Annotated in this window: 20 protein-coding genes and 1 pseudogene; 8 read left to right on the top strand and 13 right to left on the bottom strand. The window is 37.8% G+C overall.

Translation table 11 applies throughout. The features are described 5' to 3' along the window. Positions 1 to 66: 66 nt before the first annotated feature. The 3 genes from AB6N04_RS06655 (at position 67) to bioD (ending at position 3,100) form a co-directional block, all read left to right on the top strand. The gene (locus AB6N04_RS06655) at positions 67 to 972 is read left to right on the top strand and encodes a LysR family transcriptional regulator (protein WP_369312017.1); all 906 of its coding nucleotides are present in this window, start codon (positions 67 to 69) and stop codon (positions 970 to 972) included. A 96-nt stretch (positions 973 to 1,068) separates the two neighbouring features. Continuing rightward, entirely contained in the window at positions 1,069 to 2,283 is a 1,215-nt protein-coding gene (locus tag AB6N04_RS06660) for an ROK family protein (protein WP_369311107.1), read from the top strand. 142 nt (positions 2,284 to 2,425) lie between these two features. Further along, positions 2,426 to 3,100 carry a dethiobiotin synthase gene (bioD, locus tag AB6N04_RS06665; RefSeq protein WP_369311108.1) on the top strand — a complete coding sequence of 225 codons (675 nt, stop codon included), beginning with the start codon at positions 2,426 to 2,428 and terminating at the stop codon, positions 3,098 to 3,100. A gap of 57 nt (positions 3,101 to 3,157) precedes the next feature. Here bioD and AB6N04_RS06670 read toward each other — a convergent pair whose 3' ends face one another. The 4 genes from AB6N04_RS06670 to AB6N04_RS06685 all read right to left on the bottom strand — a co-directional run bounded on the left by AB6N04_RS06670 (position 3,158) and on the right by AB6N04_RS06685 (position 6,343). Further along, positions 3,158 to 3,391: a DUF1161 domain-containing protein gene (locus AB6N04_RS06670; RefSeq protein ID WP_369311109.1), complete on the bottom strand. Its 234-nt coding sequence runs from the start codon at positions 3,389 to 3,391 to the stop codon at positions 3,158 to 3,160. A gap of 43 nt (positions 3,392 to 3,434) precedes the next feature. After that, positions 3,435 to 3,809: a DUF1283 family protein gene (locus AB6N04_RS06675; RefSeq protein ID WP_369311110.1), complete on the bottom strand. Its 375-nt coding sequence runs from the start codon at positions 3,807 to 3,809 to the stop codon at positions 3,435 to 3,437. Between the two features lie 81 nt (positions 3,810 to 3,890). After that, complete coding sequence (gene ydfG / locus AB6N04_RS06680; RefSeq protein WP_369311111.1) at positions 3,891 to 4,640, bottom strand: bifunctional NADP-dependent 3-hydroxy acid dehydrogenase/3-hydroxypropionate dehydrogenase YdfG; 750 nt, start codon at positions 4,638 to 4,640, stop codon at positions 3,891 to 3,893. Positions 4,641 to 4,714: 74 nt separating this feature from the next. After that, positions 4,715 to 6,343 carry a DUF4139 domain-containing protein gene (locus AB6N04_RS06685; protein WP_369311112.1) on the bottom strand — a complete coding sequence of 543 codons (1,629 nt, stop codon included), beginning with the start codon at positions 6,341 to 6,343 and terminating at the stop codon, positions 4,715 to 4,717. A 369-nt stretch (positions 6,344 to 6,712) separates the two neighbouring features. On the opposite strand from AB6N04_RS06685, the gene AB6N04_RS06690 reads away from it, so the two are divergent. From AB6N04_RS06690 to AB6N04_RS06700, 3 genes are all read left to right on the top strand, one after another. Continuing rightward, positions 6,713 to 7,216 carry a fimbrial protein gene (locus AB6N04_RS06690; RefSeq protein WP_369311113.1) on the top strand — a complete coding sequence of 168 codons (504 nt, stop codon included), beginning with the start codon at positions 6,713 to 6,715 and terminating at the stop codon, positions 7,214 to 7,216. A gap of 755 nt (positions 7,217 to 7,971) precedes the next feature. Beyond that, positions 7,972 to 8,157 carry a hypothetical protein gene (locus AB6N04_RS06695; RefSeq protein ID WP_369311114.1) on the top strand — a complete coding sequence of 62 codons (186 nt, stop codon included), beginning with the start codon at positions 7,972 to 7,974 and terminating at the stop codon, positions 8,155 to 8,157. A gap of 370 nt (positions 8,158 to 8,527) precedes the next feature. Further along, entirely contained in the window at positions 8,528 to 8,989 is a 462-nt protein-coding gene (locus AB6N04_RS06700) for a GNAT family N-acetyltransferase (RefSeq protein ID WP_369311115.1), read from the top strand. 180 nt (positions 8,990 to 9,169) lie between these two features. Here AB6N04_RS06700 and AB6N04_RS06705 read toward each other — a convergent pair whose 3' ends face one another. The 8 genes and pseudogenes from AB6N04_RS06705 to AB6N04_RS06740 form a co-directional block, all read right to left on the bottom strand. Continuing rightward, positions 9,170 to 10,039, bottom strand: coding sequence for a class I SAM-dependent methyltransferase (locus AB6N04_RS06705; protein ID WP_369311116.1), 870 nt, complete (start codon positions 10,037 to 10,039; stop codon positions 9,170 to 9,172). A 236-nt stretch (positions 10,040 to 10,275) separates the two neighbouring features. After that, the gene (locus tag AB6N04_RS06710; RefSeq protein WP_369311117.1) at positions 10,276 to 10,842 is read right to left on the bottom strand and encodes a hypothetical protein; all 567 of its coding nucleotides are present in this window, start codon (positions 10,840 to 10,842) and stop codon (positions 10,276 to 10,278) included. 255 nt (positions 10,843 to 11,097) lie between these two features. Beyond that, positions 11,098 to 11,217: pseudogene (locus tag AB6N04_RS06715) on the bottom strand (IS5/IS1182 family transposase); the annotation flags it as partial. Positions 11,218 to 11,355: 138 nt separating this feature from the next. Next, positions 11,356 to 12,165, bottom strand: a complete 810-nt coding sequence (locus tag AB6N04_RS06720; RefSeq protein WP_369311118.1) for a hypothetical protein — start codon at positions 12,163 to 12,165, stop codon at positions 11,356 to 11,358. A 16-nt stretch (positions 12,166 to 12,181) separates the two neighbouring features. Continuing rightward, positions 12,182 to 12,793, bottom strand: a complete 612-nt coding sequence (locus AB6N04_RS06725; RefSeq protein ID WP_369311119.1) for a fimbrial protein — start codon at positions 12,791 to 12,793, stop codon at positions 12,182 to 12,184. A 102-nt stretch (positions 12,794 to 12,895) separates the two neighbouring features. Next, a complete protein-coding gene (locus AB6N04_RS06730; protein ID WP_369308949.1) occupies positions 12,896 to 13,639 on the bottom strand; it encodes a fimbria/pilus periplasmic chaperone in 744 nt (247 codons plus the stop codon). A gap of 164 nt (positions 13,640 to 13,803) precedes the next feature. Next, a complete protein-coding gene (locus tag AB6N04_RS06735; RefSeq protein WP_369311120.1) occupies positions 13,804 to 14,094 on the bottom strand; it encodes a helix-turn-helix domain-containing protein in 291 nt (96 codons plus the stop codon). 1,009 nt (positions 14,095 to 15,103) lie between these two features. Next, positions 15,104 to 15,634 carry a hypothetical protein gene (locus tag AB6N04_RS06740; protein ID WP_369311121.1) on the bottom strand — a complete coding sequence of 177 codons (531 nt, stop codon included), beginning with the start codon at positions 15,632 to 15,634 and terminating at the stop codon, positions 15,104 to 15,106. A gap of 182 nt (positions 15,635 to 15,816) precedes the next feature. On the opposite strand from AB6N04_RS06740, the gene AB6N04_RS06745 reads away from it, so the two are divergent. Both AB6N04_RS06745 and AB6N04_RS06750 read left to right on the top strand, forming a co-directional pair. Further along, positions 15,817 to 16,164, top strand: coding sequence for a helix-turn-helix domain-containing protein (locus AB6N04_RS06745; protein ID WP_369311122.1), 348 nt, complete (start codon positions 15,817 to 15,819; stop codon positions 16,162 to 16,164). Beyond that, positions 16,161 to 17,468 carry a type II toxin-antitoxin system HipA family toxin gene (locus tag AB6N04_RS06750; RefSeq protein ID WP_369311123.1) on the top strand — a complete coding sequence of 436 codons (1,308 nt, stop codon included), beginning with the start codon at positions 16,161 to 16,163 and terminating at the stop codon, positions 17,466 to 17,468. Before AB6N04_RS06745 ends, AB6N04_RS06750 begins: the two co-directional genes overlap by 4 nt. A 112-nt stretch (positions 17,469 to 17,580) precedes the next feature. Here the strand turns inward: AB6N04_RS06750 and AB6N04_RS06755 are convergent, their stop codons facing one another. Further along, positions 17,581 to 18,681 carry an alkene reductase gene (locus AB6N04_RS06755; protein WP_369311124.1) on the bottom strand — a complete coding sequence of 367 codons (1,101 nt, stop codon included), beginning with the start codon at positions 18,679 to 18,681 and terminating at the stop codon, positions 17,581 to 17,583. Positions 18,682 to 18,687 lie beyond the last annotated feature (6 nt).

The raw sequence follows: 18,687 nt of genomic DNA on the forward strand, positions 1-18,687 counted from the left end.
AATTTCCAACTTTTTTGTCTAATATATTAATTATCTAGAATGATACTTTAAACATATTAATAAATGATGAGTATAGAACTTAGGCATTTGCGTTATTTTATTGCGGTTGCAGAAGAACTTCACTTTGGCCGAGCCGCTGAACGCTTACACATTTCTCAACCTCCATTAAGTCAACAGATACAAGCACTTGAAGAACAAATTAATGCGAAATTGTTAGAGCGAAATAATCGAAATGTCGCCTTAACACCGGCTGGAGCCATGTTTTTAAAAGAAGCCTATCAGATCCTTTCCCAAGTAGACGCCGCAGCGACTAAAGCCGCAAGAATGGAGAAAGGGGAATTAGGGGAGCTTTCTATTGGCTTTACTTCAACTACGCCATTTATGCATAAAGTCACGATGAGTTTACGGCAATACCGCGAAGCTTATCCTGAAGTTTCGATTCATATGCATCAAATGAACACTAAACAACAAATTGCACCGTTGATTACTGGTCGTATTGATATGGGGATCATGCGAAATACGGTTTTACCAGAGCAACTTGATTACCAATTGTTATTCAGAGAGTCATTCATGGTTGCGGTTTATGAAGGTCACCCGTTACTTGAGTTTGAAGAACAAGGTGTCGATATTCAGCAACTTGCTAATTATCCGTTAATCTTTTTTGAACGTGAAGTAGGCACCGCACTTTACGATGAAATTAGTCGTTTATTGAGCTCAGCGGGTGTTATTCCCAAAATTTCCCAAGAAGCGGGTGAGGCGATGACAATACTCGGGCTTGTTTCCGCAGGTATGGGAATATCCATAATTACGGAATCGTTCACACGCATGAAAATTGATGGTGTAAGATATATAAAACTCTCTAATATTGAGGCATCATCTGAAGTATGGTTAGTTTACAATACACGCAGAACCTTACCAGCAGTAGCCAAAAAGCTCACACATCTATTGATTTCTAATATTGTGGGTAAATAACCGTGATGTTGTTCACAATTAATATGTATACGAAACCATTAATTTTCATAATAAGGCATAATAACTAATTGCTTTATAAAGGATTTGACAATAACCATGCTGAATCAAACAGGTCATATTGACCAAATCAAACAATTAAACACGGGTATCGTGTATCGAATTATTGATCAACATGGTCCAATATCACGTATCGCCTTATCTAAACAAGCTTCACTCGCCCCTGCAAGTATTACAAAAATCACGCGAGAATTAATGGATGCTCATTTAATCAAAGAGTTAGAATTTCCAGTGCTCGGCTTACGGGGACGCCCTGCGGTAGGGCTTGTGATTGAAAGTGAAGGGTGGCAATTTCTTTCAATCGTTATTGAATCACGCAAAAGCATCACTGTTTCTTTGAAAGAAATTAACGGAACGACGTTAGCTCAAAACGAATATCCATTTGATGTAAGTGGTAACGATGCTTTTATTCATCAATTACTTGAGCTAATTAGCCAGTTTTTTGCTGATCACCAAACGTCAATAGAACGTCTTACTGCTATCAGTATTCTAGCGGAAGGAATTTTAGATCCTTATCAAGGTACTATTCATCAATTGCCTAGTTTTGATATTAATGCATTACCAATAGCTCAACACCTGACTACACAAACGGGGTTATCTGTTTACTTACACCCAACGGTTGATGCACTAGCGTTAATGGATCATTTTGCTTTTTCTGCTAAACGACAGGCAAAAAACATTATTTACCTGCAACTTCATGATGCTGTTAATGTCACGATCTTAAATCAAGGTGTGACGTTAGATGCTAGCACGCACAAACCGCTTCTTTTTGGTCATACTCAGCTTAATGAGTCTCATCCTATTGCGTGTTATTGTGGCGGTGAAGGGTGCTTAGAAAGGCACGTTTCTATTGCTGCCATCTTACAAAAAGCCCGTATTTTACGCTGTAATTACCCACATACCGCTTTACTGCAAAATGAACTGTCGGTCGATAATATTTGCGCTGGCGCAATATTAGGTGATGAACTTTGTGTTTATCTAATAGAGGATGTTGCAAAACAGCTCGCAAAACCATTGGCACTTATGACGAATTTACTTGGTACAGAATTAATTCTGATAAATTCACCATTGAATGGAGCAGCCGAGGTGTTATTTGAACGATTGCGTCATTACATGAAACAAAGTGCATCTCATCTATACAGTTCTAATTTACTGATAGAAAAATCTAATTTTTCTATCAAAGAGAGTGAATCTACGTTAATTCAGCGCGCGCTGTATGATGGTTCACTGTTGCTACAATTGCTACAAGGCTAAAACAATTCGATAAACTTTTGACTATCGACCACAAAATTGAGCTAACGCAAATTTATCATTTTCCCATTCCCATAAACTGAATCCATATCATTTTTGCAGCTTAATGCTGTGCGAGTCTGTCACTTCAGGATAGAAAAAGACCATGACCAATCTATTTATTACCGGGACAGATACAGATGTCGGGAAGACAGTATCGACGCTTGCGATCTTGCAAGCACTTAATGGGCAAGGAATTAAAGCTGTAGGTTATAAACCAATTGCCGACCAATGCATTGATACCCCTGAAGGAGTCAGGAATAAAGACGCATTATTGATCCACAGTGTATCTAAGGATTTTGTTTCTTATGATGAAGTTAATCCTGTGCGTATCACTGACAACTACAGCCATGAGAACAGTATTGATTTTAGTAAAATTAAACAAGGTTTAGACCATTTACATGAACAATGCGACATGGTCGTTATTGAAGGGAATGGTGGTTGGCGCTATTTGCTTGATGACAATACCTTTTATACGGATTGGCTAAAAGGGCAAACTGTTGGCGTAATCTTAGTGGTGGGGATACAGCACGGTTGTGTGAATCATGCGTTATTAACGGCGGATGCGATTAGGGCAGATGGCTTACCCTTAATTGGCTGGATGGCAAACCGAATAAACCCAGGACTTGCTCATTATGCGCAAATTATTGACCGCTTGCAGCACCATATTAAAGCCCCATTGATCGGTGAGATCCCCTATTTATTGCGACCAGAAGAACGTGATTTAGGGCACTATCTGCATATCGAAAAATTACTAGACTTTATTAATGTACCTGCGTAATTGATTGATAATTAGCAGTAAAAAGGGCGACATGGTCGCCCTAAAGTATATTAACGCCTAGTGGCGGGTATAGATAATTTTGTATGAATCATTTTGGCAATGACCGACAACTTGCCCTTTAGCGGGGTCAACCTCATCATTAGGGACAGCAACTAAACTAAAATTATCAGCAGGTACACCATTATTGATAATTTTTTGTTTAATCTCCTCTATCACGCTTTCACATGAAGCTTGAGCAAAAGCCGGTGCTAACATGACTAAAAATAATGGAACTAATAATTTCTTTTGCATCGATCCTCCTTGGTACATGATCCCATGAAGAACAACTTAATGCTTATGGGTTAATTGGACGGCCAATACCGACATCTAAGCAACGCTTTGTACTGGGTTCCCAATACGCATTCAGATTTAAGCTTTTTTCACATTTGTCTTTTGCATCAAATGCGGCATCAATCTTATCAAACTCTTTTTCAGTACGTGTATTGATCTTATTACGTAGCATACGAGTGTTATCCCATTGCTCTTTTTCTTGGCGAGCTTGCTCTTTGTTTAACGAGTCATCACCTTTGCCAACAGAAACGCAAGTACTACCTGCTGTGCATGAAGTTGTGGTATTTCCTTGAGCAGCGGGGGCAGTTGTTGCCCAAAATAATGGTAAACAGACACAAACTGCGGCTAAACTTTTTTTCAACATATTCTGTGTACTCATATAAATTCCTTACTAAACAGGGTCTATAAACGGAGTATAGCCAAAAATAAACCGTTTCGTCTGTAGAGAATAGGACGAAAATTAAAGTTGTTTATGAACAGTTAACCCAGCAAAGGTTTGGCAGACTGGCATTAATTCCAGTGTATTTACGTTCATATGAGCTGGGAGCGTTGCAACCCAAAATACAGTTTCAGCGATATCTTCTGGGGTGAGTGCATCTGCGCCTTTATAGGTATTTGATGCTTTATCATTGTCCCCTTTAAAGCGAACATTAGAAAACTCGGTTCCACCAACCAAACCAGGCTCAATATCGGTGACTCGAATTTTTTTACCCTGTAAATCTGCGCGTAAACCTAATGAAAATTGTTTAACAAAAGCTTTTGTCGCACCATACACATTACCACCTTTATAAGGCCAACTTGCTGCTGTTGAGCCGATATTAATAATATGACCATGATCTTTTGCCACCATGCCTTGTAGCACTTCATAAGTCATATTGACCAAACCTTTGGTATTAGTGTCAATCATAATTTCCCAATCATCAGGGTTCGCATCAAAAGCAGGCTCTAAGCCTAATGCCAAGCCGGCATTATTGACGAGAACATCAATGTTTTTCAAAGAAGAGGGTAAATTAGCAACGGCGGCTTGAATGGCTTTTCTATCTTGAACATCCAATGTTAACGGGTGAAAATTATTACCTAATTCATTTTGTAGCGCAATCAAACGCTCAGTTCTGCGTCCAGTGCCAATAACGGTATGACCTTGTTGAATAAATCTACGCGCGATGGATTCGCCGAACCCTGATGATGCACCTGTTACTAATATAATCATGTAAACCTCTATACTGTTATTGTTGTATTGCGTAAATTTATTCTAACGCCTTCCCAAGGGAACTACAAAAGTTACTATTCAAGACCAACGATATGCTTATCTTTTGGGTAGCTCAACGTATAATTAAACGGAATTTCAATCTGTTGATTTGGCTCTAGGGTGACCTCCCAAGTTAATTCGCCTGTTGTTTTATTAACATTAGCCTGTTTATTATCAATTTCAGATACTTTGATTTCGCTATCTTGGCTAATTGGCAATTGGTCAATAATAGTCAAATTAATTGGTTTTTTATGCCTATTTTGGGCTTTAATCAAATATCCTTCTTTTTGCTCAATGGTTGAACCAATAAAACTCGGTTTTTTCTTCATCTTTTCGTTGCTTTCACGAGAAATCTGAATGTTTTTATCAATGCCAAATGGGATAAAAAGAGTATCACTTAGTTGATTGGTATCAATATTGAATTGGCCAATATAAGTATTGCCATAGTAAATATTGGCGTTGCCATTGAGTAAGTTCAGCGCCTGCCAATTATCAATACCTGCTTGTAAAAACACCTCTTCCGCTAATTTCGGGGTTGTAGTGTATAGATATTTCCCTGTGACATCCTGTTGTTTAATCGTCAGCGAGTTAGGCTTTGTACTGCTTTTTAAACTATAGGGTAATGAGATATCATAACTTAAATTGATGCCATTGCTCGATGCTGTGACAAAGCTTGAAATCCCCGTATTAGCACGTGCTCTTTTTGCAGGCGCGCTCATTTCTACCATTGCAGTCGGTGCAGGGACCGACTGCGTTAACGCTTGAGAGTCATATTGCGCGCTATCATCATATATTGCTAAGCGCCAAGGTTGCAGATTAAACGGTGTAATGTTTTTAGACGGATTAATAGAGGACAATGTTAAGTTCACGTTTTGCCAATCAATCCCAGTATTTTGCACAACATTGGCTTTGTAGGTAAGAACGATAGGGGATTCAATATCTTGGCTACGAAAGTCATAACTAGGAGACCAAGCAGCATCAGGGGTAAGATAAGAAAGCTGCATTTGTGCTGTAGTCGCATTTTTCGCATCAATAACCATGACTATCTGGGTTTGTTGATCAACGATAGTAGGCAAGTTTTCATCAATTTGAGCTTGCAACAACGCATTTTTTTCTTCGAGCACATTAATTGATGTTTGATTTTGCTGTTGTTCTTGAAGTATTTGTGTCATTTGCTGACGGATAAAACTCAGTTTTTGTGATGACTGTTCAATGGTTTGGTTATTATTTTCGCCAAAAAAGCGCTGATCTTTCAATAACGATAATTGTTCTTCACCGACTTTAATTGCAATATTCAAGTTCTCAATTTGTTGGTTATTCTGTTTTTGTTGCTCTTGAAGCGCAGTGATTTCAGGGGAATAAATAGGGGGAATGGCAACTTGACGGACATTGATTGAACGAATGATCACATCCTTATTTGGCAGACTAACAGACAAGGTTCGCGGGTCGATATTCGCTGCGATATTGGTCAATACAACATCATTTTGACCTGGTTTAAGTGACAACGTCACATGGTTATCTAACTCAGCACCACGCAAAAATACTGTTGCATGCTTTAGTTTAACATTTTGATTTAAAAAACTTTCTGATTCAGCAATAGCGTGGGTGGCGGCAAGAAGTGATGTAAAAAGTAAGCCACTTACAATACGAATGGAAACTGTCATCGTTTAACTCCAAAGGTTAAGGATAATGAGCAAAATTTGGTGTTTTATTCATCATATTTTATCTGCTTGCCATTTGATAACAGATAAAGCCTAAAAAGTCAGCGAATAACAGCGTAACTAAGTAATACTAAATCAGGTAAATTTTTCATACCTGAAGCGAACATATGATCAATTTTATATTTTAACTCATTAAAAAATCAGTGTAGGGTTGGCCCCTAAAACCTCTGATTTTTATCTTTCTCTTCTTTTTGTCATTTTCAAACATAAAAACCATATTATTATCAAGGTCTGTGTGTTTATAAATACAACATTTTGTCTGTTTTTATATAAGGTATTAACTTAACTTAAATTAAATAAATGGACATAAATATGAAACTATTTAGCTTCAAATCTTTCGTTGCAATTGCTCTCGCTGCGAGCTCTTTTACGAGTTTCGCTGAACAGCACACCTTACACTTTAGAATATCTGGAACATTCGATGAAATCGTACCGCCATGTGGTATTGATGGAGATCAAACTTTTAATTTCCAATTTGGTTCAATTTCACCAGCAATGGCTATCGGAGCAGAAACAGAGGCGAAAATCGCAAATATTAAACTTAGGTGCCTAGAAAAGGCAAAAGTATCTTTTTATTTTGATAATCCACAGTCTGATATTTCGAGTAGTGTATATAAAACGCAAGCAAGCCATATAGGAGTTAAAGTCAAATTAGATAATGGTGAAATTAGGCCTGGTGAAAAGGTAAGTAGGGAAGCTCTTGGGGATCAAAATTTTCCATTGAGAGTCAGCTTATACAAATTAGCTCATATGGAAGGTAAAGGGGGGAATTTTAATTTTACGCTAACAGGTATTATTGAAACAGATTATTTGTAGTGATTCTATGTAGTAAAAAACCCCCGTGCCGTAAAACGGGGGTAATCACAAGATAACAGACTTCTGGTATCATGGTGCTCCTCCGTGCAGGTGCAATTGTTGGATATGGATAATGCACTATCACAGAATTAGTAGGTAAGTAACATGACCGATTTTATTAGAGCAATGCTAAATTTGATACTTTTGGAAATTCGGCCTGTTAGGCGGTATCAGCTCACTTTGCGAGCGGGGGGCTAATACCGACTGACAGGGTTTTGATTGCATATTGCATAAGTGAAATTTATACTATTTCACAACTAAATTTATTTGGTAGTGTTTATGGAACAATAGATAGAATGTCAATGTCTACCAATGAACTTTAAATAATGTATTGAAAGGGATTGGGAAATGAATTTTATTTTTGACATTATTAAGCAGCTTTTTGATGACTTTGCTATTATCATTTTATTAATTGTATGTGCTGCTTTATCTTATTTCACTGTCAACTTATTGAATAAAATAGGTTTTCATCATGAAAATTTATTTTTATTTTCATTTTTAATTTACTTTATCATAGGAATGATATTACGAAGTAAAAAATGAAAAGTTGATAAAAACCTAGCTTATAGTAATTATTTTAGTAAATACTATATCCTGATGTTCCAGCAGTTATATGATTATAAGTGATGTCTCGATATATGATTGTTATAGACTCTTCAGGTTGCAGGTGATTATGGTTTACGGAATGAGGGAACATAACGTTTCGATTGATTTGAATGACGGACCGATTAAATAATCGAGGGCGTTTGAAAGAAAACTGGCTAGGTGCAATATTTGAAGCAGGTTTTGCGGTTGTTCCAGTGCTCACGTATAAAGGCATTTTTGCATATTATCAGATGTTTTTTGAGAAAGACGATTTACCGCAAAAGTATCAAAGCCGCTGGATAGACATTATTTTCTGATTTTAGTACCTAAACGAACCAACACGGTTAAGGTTAACCAGCCAGAACCCTGGATTTCTTCATTTCACACCTAGGTTCGCATAATACATATTATGTTAAATAGGATATAAGACCAATAACTTCACGTGAGATACTCCCTTCGATGATTTAACGCATCAAAGCCCTATTGTCTCTGAGCCGTGTAATCCCAGAGCCTTCCCAATGTCAGCCGGTTCAAATTCATCAGTCCCCCCAGAGTTGGCCCAACAAGTAGCCTAAGAGTGCTCACAGATTCCTTCTCTGATTTGATTTGGTTATAATATGCAGCATTATCTTTTCATTAGCCCCATATTCCCATTCCCACTTGGAGCCATAACAAGGACTTAATGATATGCCGATTAGTATTAATATGGCTCATAGCTCTGAAGCAAAAGAACTTACAGCAATAGCTCTGGAATCCAAACAATACTGGGGATATAGTGATGACTTTATTGAGATGTGCCGTGATGAGCTAACACTAAAAGAAGCCGATTTTATTAACTCTTTAATTTTTGTAGCAAAAAATAATGAAAGATGTTGTGGTTTTATTCAACTTAGATTGAATGGAAATACAGGACAAGGTGAACTAGAAAAGCTATTTGTTGCCCCTTCTTTTATTGGTCAAGGCATTGGTAAAACCTTGTATGATCTAGCCATAGAACATGCACGAAAGATGAATTTAAAAGAGTTATTACTTGATGCAGATCCTAATGCTGAACGTTTTTATAAAAAAATGGGCGCAATAACAATGTACAACACACCTTCAGAGTCAATCCCTGAACGACTTATACCAAAAATGAAAATTACTTTATAACCAATTGGTTACGTAATAATAACTTGTATTAATTTAATACCTAATCTGACAGTTACCTGTTATGTATACAGGTGTCTGTCAGATTATAGCTTGTTCTTAATAAACCTAGAGACTTGGGGTTTATATTGTTACCCTGCCCGCCCATTCAATTAAAATGCTATTGGGTAACTAATATGTTCATTACTCAATAAATGCAGAGATCAGCCTCAACCCTCCACCTGTTGTCTGCAATCCATCTTTTCTTCTAGCAAAATAACGCTCATTTAATGTTGTTGTATCAAAGTGTTCAACTTGGCTAAACCCCATTTCTAATAAATTGATACGAAGGTCGTCAGGTATAAATTCAGATAACCAGGGTTCACCAAATTTAGCGACTTGTGCGGCAACCATTTTATCCATCATTTGCTCAATCGGGTTTAATAAATGGCTTTGCACTCGATAATCAAAGTGAATAGATGAACCTTTAGGCAATTTCAGTACTTGTTCCATCATGTTATATATCACCTCATTTGACAGATAAGGTGTAACCCCCATAAATGAAATTATTACAGGTTCATTTTTATTAAACCCAACAGCAGATAACGCTTCGAATGCATTTTGATGATTAAAATCACAATTAACATTATGGACGTTTTCAGGCAGCGAAATATGATGTTCATTTAATCTATCCGCTCTCCATGCCATCATTTTAGGGGTATCTACATCATAAAATTGAATATCCTTAAATATAGAAGCTTGATTCAAAGAAAATGCATCAAGACCACAGCCTAACATAACAAACTGTTTAAGATTGTGATTTTCTTTTTTCGCTTTAATTAACGCATCTCTGACGACACAATTTCTGGCAACCATTGCCGCACGCATGGTTCTGGCCATCGGGTCATTAAACTCATAAGGGTTATCATGCAGCTTCAAGCGCATATCTTCATCAAGTAAAAATTCAGCGATTGGATCCTGTAATACGATGGGCTCATCAAGTAGCTGATGTACTGCTCTGGCTAGCGCCATTGTAATTGCTGTTCGGCTAGGACTGAAATGATTAGTATGCATGATTTTATCTCCGTAATGTAAATAACGGTTGTAATATCACGCCTTACGTTACGTGAGAGTCAATACAATTTTTCATGATGTGTTGTAAAAATATGAGATAGCTATTTTTAATCGCTATCATACCGTATTAATACAGATGATATGTTGGGCCTAGATTTGGCAAGCCCATTCTAATAAGATAAAAATCGGTAGTACTGATTAATACAGTGCTACCATTTTAATTTAGGTTTAACTGTTCACCCTTTATATTTTTTATAAAAATCTTTACCGCACATGGTTTTTGTAAACTCTTCATTTACGGTGCCAAGAGATATCGGTTTATCTTTCGCGACATAGATAAAATCGTTTCGTATTTTATCGTTGTCTTCTACAAGTTTACCATTTATGACCCTGTCAAAACCATAATTTACACAATAACCGATAACATCAGAAGACGTTTTATCTTTAACAACCACAATTTCATTGTATGTGAATTGGTAGCCTCGGTTTGAATCTGCTAATTCTTGTTTTGACTTAGAACTCAGCGCAAATGGACTAGCAAAGCGGTTTACTGCATCTGGGTACTCATTATCCATCCTTTTACTGACATATTGCTTATCAGCGTTGGTTGATTTGCTGTAAACAACACCCTGCTGCGTTGCTTTAATACTATAGGCTTCCCATTCTTCCGATTCTTTAACAAATGGCATTGCACCATCTAATATGTTGGCAAACTTTTCCCATGCATTATTAGTAGAACTACAGCCTGATATAAATAACGTTGAAGCACCCAACAGACTAAATAAAAGGATCGTTTTTTTCATTGCTATTCCTACTATAAATATAAGTCAACAAAACACCGTATACGCGTAAAATTAAGTATAAGTAGAAAGTTCACTATTTTCAAATAAGGCAAGCATGAAACTATTTGATATTATTAGTATATTTACTTAACCTAGCACAGAGGTTTCTCCATTTATTTTATTAAAAATCTATTTTAGATTGCCTGAATCAACCTTTATTCTGATTGAATAAATATAATTTCCACTATTTAATTTTGTGTAAAATAGCGAAGAGTAACCTGTTTTCATGGGATATAAAATGCCTTCAAACGTCATTCGATGTTCGTACTTATTATAGACACGCCCCGTATTTCTCATGAGTTGGCATAGCGTAGCCCACTATTTTTCTGTTAACATTGTCGCGGCATGGTGGTTATCTGTATGGTTATTTTTGGCGAAACGATTATACAGTTTCACCATGCCTTTAAAAAAATCCACAAAGGTCAACAGCCCCTAGAAAAGCTATAATGTGTAGCGCATCACATGCTCTAATATCTATTCAATATTAAAAATAAGGACAGTGCTATTAGTGTGTAATCCAGAAGTTATCTCACTCGTAGCAGAGAGTCTCGATTGAAATTTTAAGTTTATTGAAGGAGACTCAGTATTGATTAAGCCTGTATTGCCATATCCTTCTATACTTAATTGTGAGCTCACACCACCTCCCAAGTCAAGGTTAGGCCTAGCGATAGTGAAACGAACAGTGGCTGGATTTGAACAACTTAGCTGTATCATTTTCTCTGCAATATTACCATTTACAGATCTTGAGCTTACCACATAGTGATCAATATCAATATCGCCAACTATTTGGCAAGAATTATTAGTCGGAGGCAAACTGGTACACCCTGCATCTTGAAGGGTTATAACGTCACTATAATAACCACTAGAGAATTTAGTTACCAACCCCGTACATATTTCTAAGATTTTAACTATAACTTGGGTCCTCACTTCTTTGGTCCCACTTGCAGGCCTGCTTTTCAGATATTCCTCATAAATTTCTTTCCATGTCATTGGTTTTGCAATGGTCATCGACTTACATGAGACGCAGTAGAAAGTTACCATACCTGGACCACTGGCCCCCTTATACGTCCCTCTCAAAAAAATACCATAATAACAATAAGTTGATTGTGGGCAAGTTACCTGTACATCATCGTTTGCACTTGATCCCGAAACCCACGATACCTCATAGAGTCTTTCTGATGAGACAGGCCAAGAAAGCTCCTTTGCAGAAGTACCAAATAACGTGTCGCTATTTACAGAAAAGGAAATAACAAGCAATAGCAAGGCATACATTTTTTTTTGCATAACAAATTCTCTGGTTTTAATTAAAATTGATAAGTAACGTTGCCGTTGAGTGAACTGTTCCCCCCTTTAATGCTCTTTTATTTCCAACCTTGGGAGTCATCGTTAAATAGGGTTTTTGATTATAAAAAAAGTTAATTTTTTCACCGAGTTTTATCGGGGCTCCGTCCGCTTTTAGAACCAAGCCAAGCTCTTTTTCGCTAGTCGCCAATAGATCTGAATCAAATTCAGCTGAAGCGCCGTTTATTGAAATGTTTAAAGAAGGGTTACTCGTTGCATTAGAACATTCAAGTATATAAGGTATTGACATTTCATACATACTTCCATCAACTTTTGTAGCAACAATATCTTTAAAATCAATAATAATTGGTTGATTTGCCCCATCTTGGCTATATAGATCACATGTTTCTTCAGTTGTTATGACACTCACCTTAATCGTTGCAGTGGCAGCGTAACTAAGTTTCAGTGTCAGAAAACAAATAAGTATTACTTTTATAAATCTGAACCAGAACAGTTTTAAGTCTTGGCTTTCCATCACCAGTCGGCACGGGCTGTCTGTTAGCGATCCGCGAACCCGTAAAATGCTGTGCTGACCATCAACGTTCCAATTATTCACAACACGATAGTCCACTGGCGACGCCTCTCCACATCCCAAAGCAATGTTACCACTAAGCACAACTGCCAGTATGCTGCGTTATTCCATGCTCTCATCGCCTTCCCCTGATTTCGTACGTTACGATTTTTCACTCGCCACATGACACGCGCTACCTTGGCATGTAAAGCTTAATTCTGGTCGGCCACCGTAATCATTAATCGTGATCAGTGTTGGATTGTTCCCTAACTGCGCACTACTTACCCCGAGACTTTCCTGACCAAACGGCGCTATCATCACCGGTGCAAAGCTGTTTGCATCGCCCTTTAAAGTTGGCGAAAATGCATTAATCACCGTCACGTAATACGGCGTCGGATTTTTCACCACCGCTTGCGATCCCGATTTATCCAGCGTCAGCTGGTTGATTGCCGGTTCACTATTATCAGCGGGAATGATCGCTTTCGGGCGATAAAACAGTTTAACTCGCGTTTGCAACGCCACCTGCAACACATTCGCTTTATCACTTTTCGGTGGAATTTCTCGCAAATTAAAGTAGAACAAGCTCTCTCTATCTTGCGGTAAGCTACTGGCCGTAACCGGTAATGCTTCAATTTTAATTTGACTCGTCTTACCCGGCTCTAATCGCTGTACTGGGGGCAACACCACCAATGGGCTATTCACTTTTTTGCCTTCGGAGTTTTCTAACCACCCTTGCGCTAAATAGGGTAAGCTCTGATTGTTATTACCAATATTTAACGTCATGGAAGTTTTATCTCCTTCAAAAATAATACGGGTGCGGTCCATCGTAATCCCCGCGGTGGCCAACTGACTGACCATCAAACCACACATCAGTAACCCGCTACGGGTCGTCTTATTCAACATCATACGTTTACCTTTTTTGATTCGGTCTGTTTCTGATTTAGGTACAGCGACAACCCACTGTCAAAATCAAATGATTATTAACACTCACAATAAACCCATACTTATTAAATAAGCATTAGCAGAGTACTTATATTTTTATATTTAAAAATATAAGTTATAAAAACCAATTAAAATTTATGAGAAAACTTATTCGAAATGACTGAATGAAAATAATCAGACCAATCCTTATTTAACACTTGCAAATAATTATTTAGCATGTCAACAGAAATCTTACATAATCCATTTTCATAACGGGAAATTTGTTGCTGACTCAAATCCAATAATTTCCCTAATTCTGCTCCTGTTAATGATTTTTCTATTCTTGCTGATTTCAAAAAATGACTTGTTTCTGTAGTAATATCGGGTGTAACTTTATGCCCTTCATAATCTTCTATCTTATCTATATTAGCTAAAAGCATAGATAAGCCTCCTAAAAATTTAACATTACAAAAGCCCATTCCTCTTTGGATTTTATAATCTACTGACTACACTTAGACTAGATTTAAAATCCGGATATTTTGTTATTCTATTTTCTATCTCAAACAACAAACAAGATGCTTTAATTTAAAAGTAGACATAATACAGAAATAATAAATATTAATTAAACCGTATTCTTATTCTTTTTTCTCACTCAACATCTTTGATAGGCATACTATAGGTTCATCCCCTATTAGAGTAAAAATGTTTTAAACAATGAAAACCACAACGCATCATAGGTGTGGGCTATCAAAAAATATAAAAACACATATTATAACCTATTAAAAATGAATTATAATTTCTTATATCTATATATATCAACAGATTAAGTTAGGTTGAGTAGCAAGCTTATAAAAATTAACATTATTAACATAGTTAAATTAACCTTTTTTTATACACAATAAAGGGGTTTTTATTTTCATTTTGTTACAATCAGACCATGTTAGACATATGATTATTTTACTAATCCCCTCTACATTGCTTATCAAAAATATATCTTACTTATCAATCAAAAAAATATTCTTACCAATAAAATATGTATTTTCCTGAAGTCGTCCACCAGAAAAACATAATCATCGGTTCATTTCATCAAGGATGATAGTAAGCATTATAGTTCGCATATTTCTTCAATTTTTTCTTCATCTTCAGGGAAAACGGGATATAAAGTTGATTTAAGGCTCGTTCATCAAAAATATAATAGCGGTTATAGAAAATTAGCTGGAGCCATTACGTCTGATAAAACCTATTTCGTCAATCGCGTTATCCTCTATACAAATTCAATCATTGATGCGGTTGGTAATTTAAAAACTGAAATTTGACTACACGATATCAATTTATCAAGAAATGTTTAATTAGTGGAGTGAGAATAAAATGCGTAATTTTAAAACATTGGTTGAAAAGTTTACAAAGACATTAACCCAATTTGCCTCCCCTTAAGTAAAGGGGATTTACTCAAATTGGTCTATCAATTTTATTAGCCGCTTTTTCTAATAATTTATCTAAACTGGAATGCAGCAGACGATTTTTTACCGTTTTGCTTTCAATTTCTAATTTAGAACCGATTTTCTTATCCATAGTATAAATATTCACTTTATCAGCGACATGCTCATACAGCAGTAAGCCGTCAACACCGTAACCTTGTTTATCGTGAAAATCCGTTAATACGGTTTGCATACGAATTTTCGCTTGTTTATCCCCCTGCACTGCTTTGCGTAAATCCTCCGTTAATAACCCAACGGGTGCAGAATAAACATAAAGCACTTCGACAGAATGACCTTCACACATAAAGCAATCGCGATTTTGCACGTCAGGCAGTTGATCCATTGCGCGTAATTCAATCAATAATTTTTGCCCATCTTTATACGGTGCTTGAGAAATATCGAGAAAAACTAAGCGGTATGGTCCCGGATCACCCGCCAAAGCACTTGTCATACTACAGAGTGAGATAAAGCTCGCTGTGATTAATGGAATGATTTGTTTCATAAATAACTCAATGCGAAAGTATAAAACTTTACTATATGTGTTTTTCCGATAAAAAGAAAATAGCGAACTATCTTATTCATTACGCTAGCAAGTAGTTCTTTAGTAAGCTCTTGTAACGTATATATTGCAAATCACCTATAAAAAGGCTAAATTGTAATATATACATTACAAAAAGGCACTATATGAAGATTTCAATGGCAATGTCAGACTTAGCAATCACACAAGAACTCTACAACCGCCTTGAATACTATAGGCAGTCTAAAGGGCTGTCGCAGGAAGAACTTGTTGAAAACTTAGGCATTAGTCGCCCAACCTATGCGAGGATCCAAAAAGGAACTTGCAGCCTTAGCACATTTATTAGCGTATTACGCGAGCTCAACTTACTTGAGGGGTTCGATACATTGGTGCCTCCACCATCGTTACGCCCTTCTGAAATCGTCAAACAACAAAACCTTAAGCGTAACCAAATACAATCAAAACTCTCTGTCAAAGAAATGCTCGCTAACCGAAAAAATAAGGGCTCCCTATGATCGCCAAATCTTGTACCGTTTTTTTTGATAATATCCCAACGGGCTATTTGGCTTATACTGATGATAGTGGATTTGCGACATTTGAATATACCAAAGAATGGCAAAAAGAGGGGTTTAGCCTTTCCCCACTGCATTTACCCTTAAGTTCACAAACCTATACTTTTCGTCATTTGCCTGTCGATACCTATCGCGGCTTACCTGCCGTATTTGCCGATTCATTACCTGATGATTTTGGTAACGCGTTAATCAATGCGTGGCTTGCACGCCAAGGTAAAGACAAGTCACAATTTTCAGCCTTAGATCGTTTGCTTTATACCGGGAGCCGTGGAATGGGCGCGCTGGAATACCAGCCCACAAATTACCCAAGCGCTGAGGAAGATGTCCCTATTTTGATCGAAGAGCTAGTCAATATCGCCCAAAAAGTGCTCGATGCGAGAGATGAATTGCACTTAACCGATAGCGAAGAGTCATCGATGTCTAAACTATTGCAAATCGGAACATCCGCCGGAGGAGCGCGTGCTAAAGCGGTTATTGCTGTTAATAAAGACCGCACAGAAATACGTTCCGGGCAGGTAGAGGTCCCTGAAGGTTTTGAACATTTCTTACTTAAATTTGATGGTGTTGTAGAGCATCAAACCAATAAAGAAACCTTTGGTGACCCGAAAGGATTTGGGATAATGGAATATGTTTATTACCTTATGGCCACACAATTAGGGATTGAAATGTCAGAATGCGAGTTATTACGGGGATCGCAAAGTGGTCTTGCACATTTCATGACTAAACGTTTTGATAGAGTCGGTAATTTGAAATATCACGTCCTCAGTTTATGCGGGCTCGCACATGCCGATTTTAGAAAACCGGGCGCATTTAGTTACGAAGAGTTACTATTAACTGCGCGGCAGCTTGGCCTATCGAATAAGGAACAAGAGCAAATTTATCGCCGAATGGTTTTTAATATTATTGCCCGTAACCATGATGATCATACTAAAAATTGGTCATTTATGGTGAATGACCAATATGAATGGCAGTTGGCTCCCGCTTATGACCTCGCGTGGAGTTATAAAAAAGATTCAATGTGGGTACAATCTCACCAATTATCCTTAGCGGGTAAACGCGATAATTTTACTCTGCAGGATTTGCTATCAATCACGGAACAAATTACACACCTTCGCCGCAATAAAGCACAAAAAATTATTGATGAAACCATTGCCGTAGTGTCAACTTGGCGAGAACTTGCTGAGCATCATGGTGTGCCCACATCATTGAGGGAGAGTGTTTGGAGTACGCTCAGACTAAATTGGTAACGTATAGATTACAAAAAAGGGTAAAAAGACATTAATTGTAATGTTTACATTACAAAAAATTAGGCGCAAGTAACCTCAGGATCATAATAACTTGCGCCCTTCTATTAGCAATTTATTTCATAAATGGGTAATCGGTATACCCTTTCGCACCACCACCATAAAATGTTTCAGGATGTTGAGGGTTAAGTGGTGCATTTTGCTGCAAGCGGGCAACTAAATCGGGATTCGCAATAAAATCACGACCAAAAGCCACAGCATCAATCAAGCCCTTTTCGATTAAATCTTCTGCTTTTTCCGGGGTATAAGCACCTGCACCAATAATTACACCGTTAAAACGCTGGCGAACTTTCAGGCGGAATGCTTCGGTGTAAGGTTGTCCACCAGCCCAGTCAGGCTCAGACAGATGTAAATAGCCGATGCCACGCTGATTTAGCGCTTCAATCACATATAACGCATCCGACTCTTCATTTGGGCCATTTCCTGTATTTTGGAAACTACCAATTGGCGACAAACGAATACCAATACGCTCTGGTGCCCATTGCTCACACACGGCATCAATCACCTCAAGCAGAAAACGTGCACGATTTTCAATGCTGCCGCCATATTGATCATGACGTTGGTTCGCATCGGGTGATAAAAATTGATGCAATAAATAACCATGGGCGCCATGTAATTCAACCATATCAAACCCAGCTTGGCGTGCATTTTCGACTGCTTGACGAAAATCATCAACAATTTGCGGGATCTCCTGTAATTCCAGTGCTCTGGGCATAGATGTATCGACGCGTATCGGCTGGCCTTGTGCATCACGTAATGATGTGCGTGTGTTGGCACTGAGTGCAGAAGGTGCGACAGGCGCTTGCTGGTTAGGCTGCAAAGTATTGTGGGAAATTCGCCCTGTATGCCACAATTGAACAGTCATATGTCCACCCGCATCATGTACCGCAGCAGTGATCGCCTTCCACGCAGCAATCTGTTCAGGACTATGCAAGCCAGGAGCCCCTGCATAGCCTTTTGCCTGCGCTGAGATTTGTGTCGCTTCAGAGATAATTAACCCAGCGCTCGCACGCTGACGATAATACTCCCCCATTAATGGTGTAGGGACATCACCGGGCTCGATACTACGTAAACGGGTTAATGGTGCCATAAATACTCTATTTTTTGCTGTGAAAGCTCCAACTTTAAGCGGGGTAAATAATTTTTTTTGCGACATAATGAT

Source organism: Providencia rettgeri, assembly GCF_041075285.1.
Classification (GTDB): domain Bacteria; phylum Pseudomonadota; class Gammaproteobacteria; order Enterobacterales; family Enterobacteriaceae; genus Providencia; species Providencia rettgeri_G.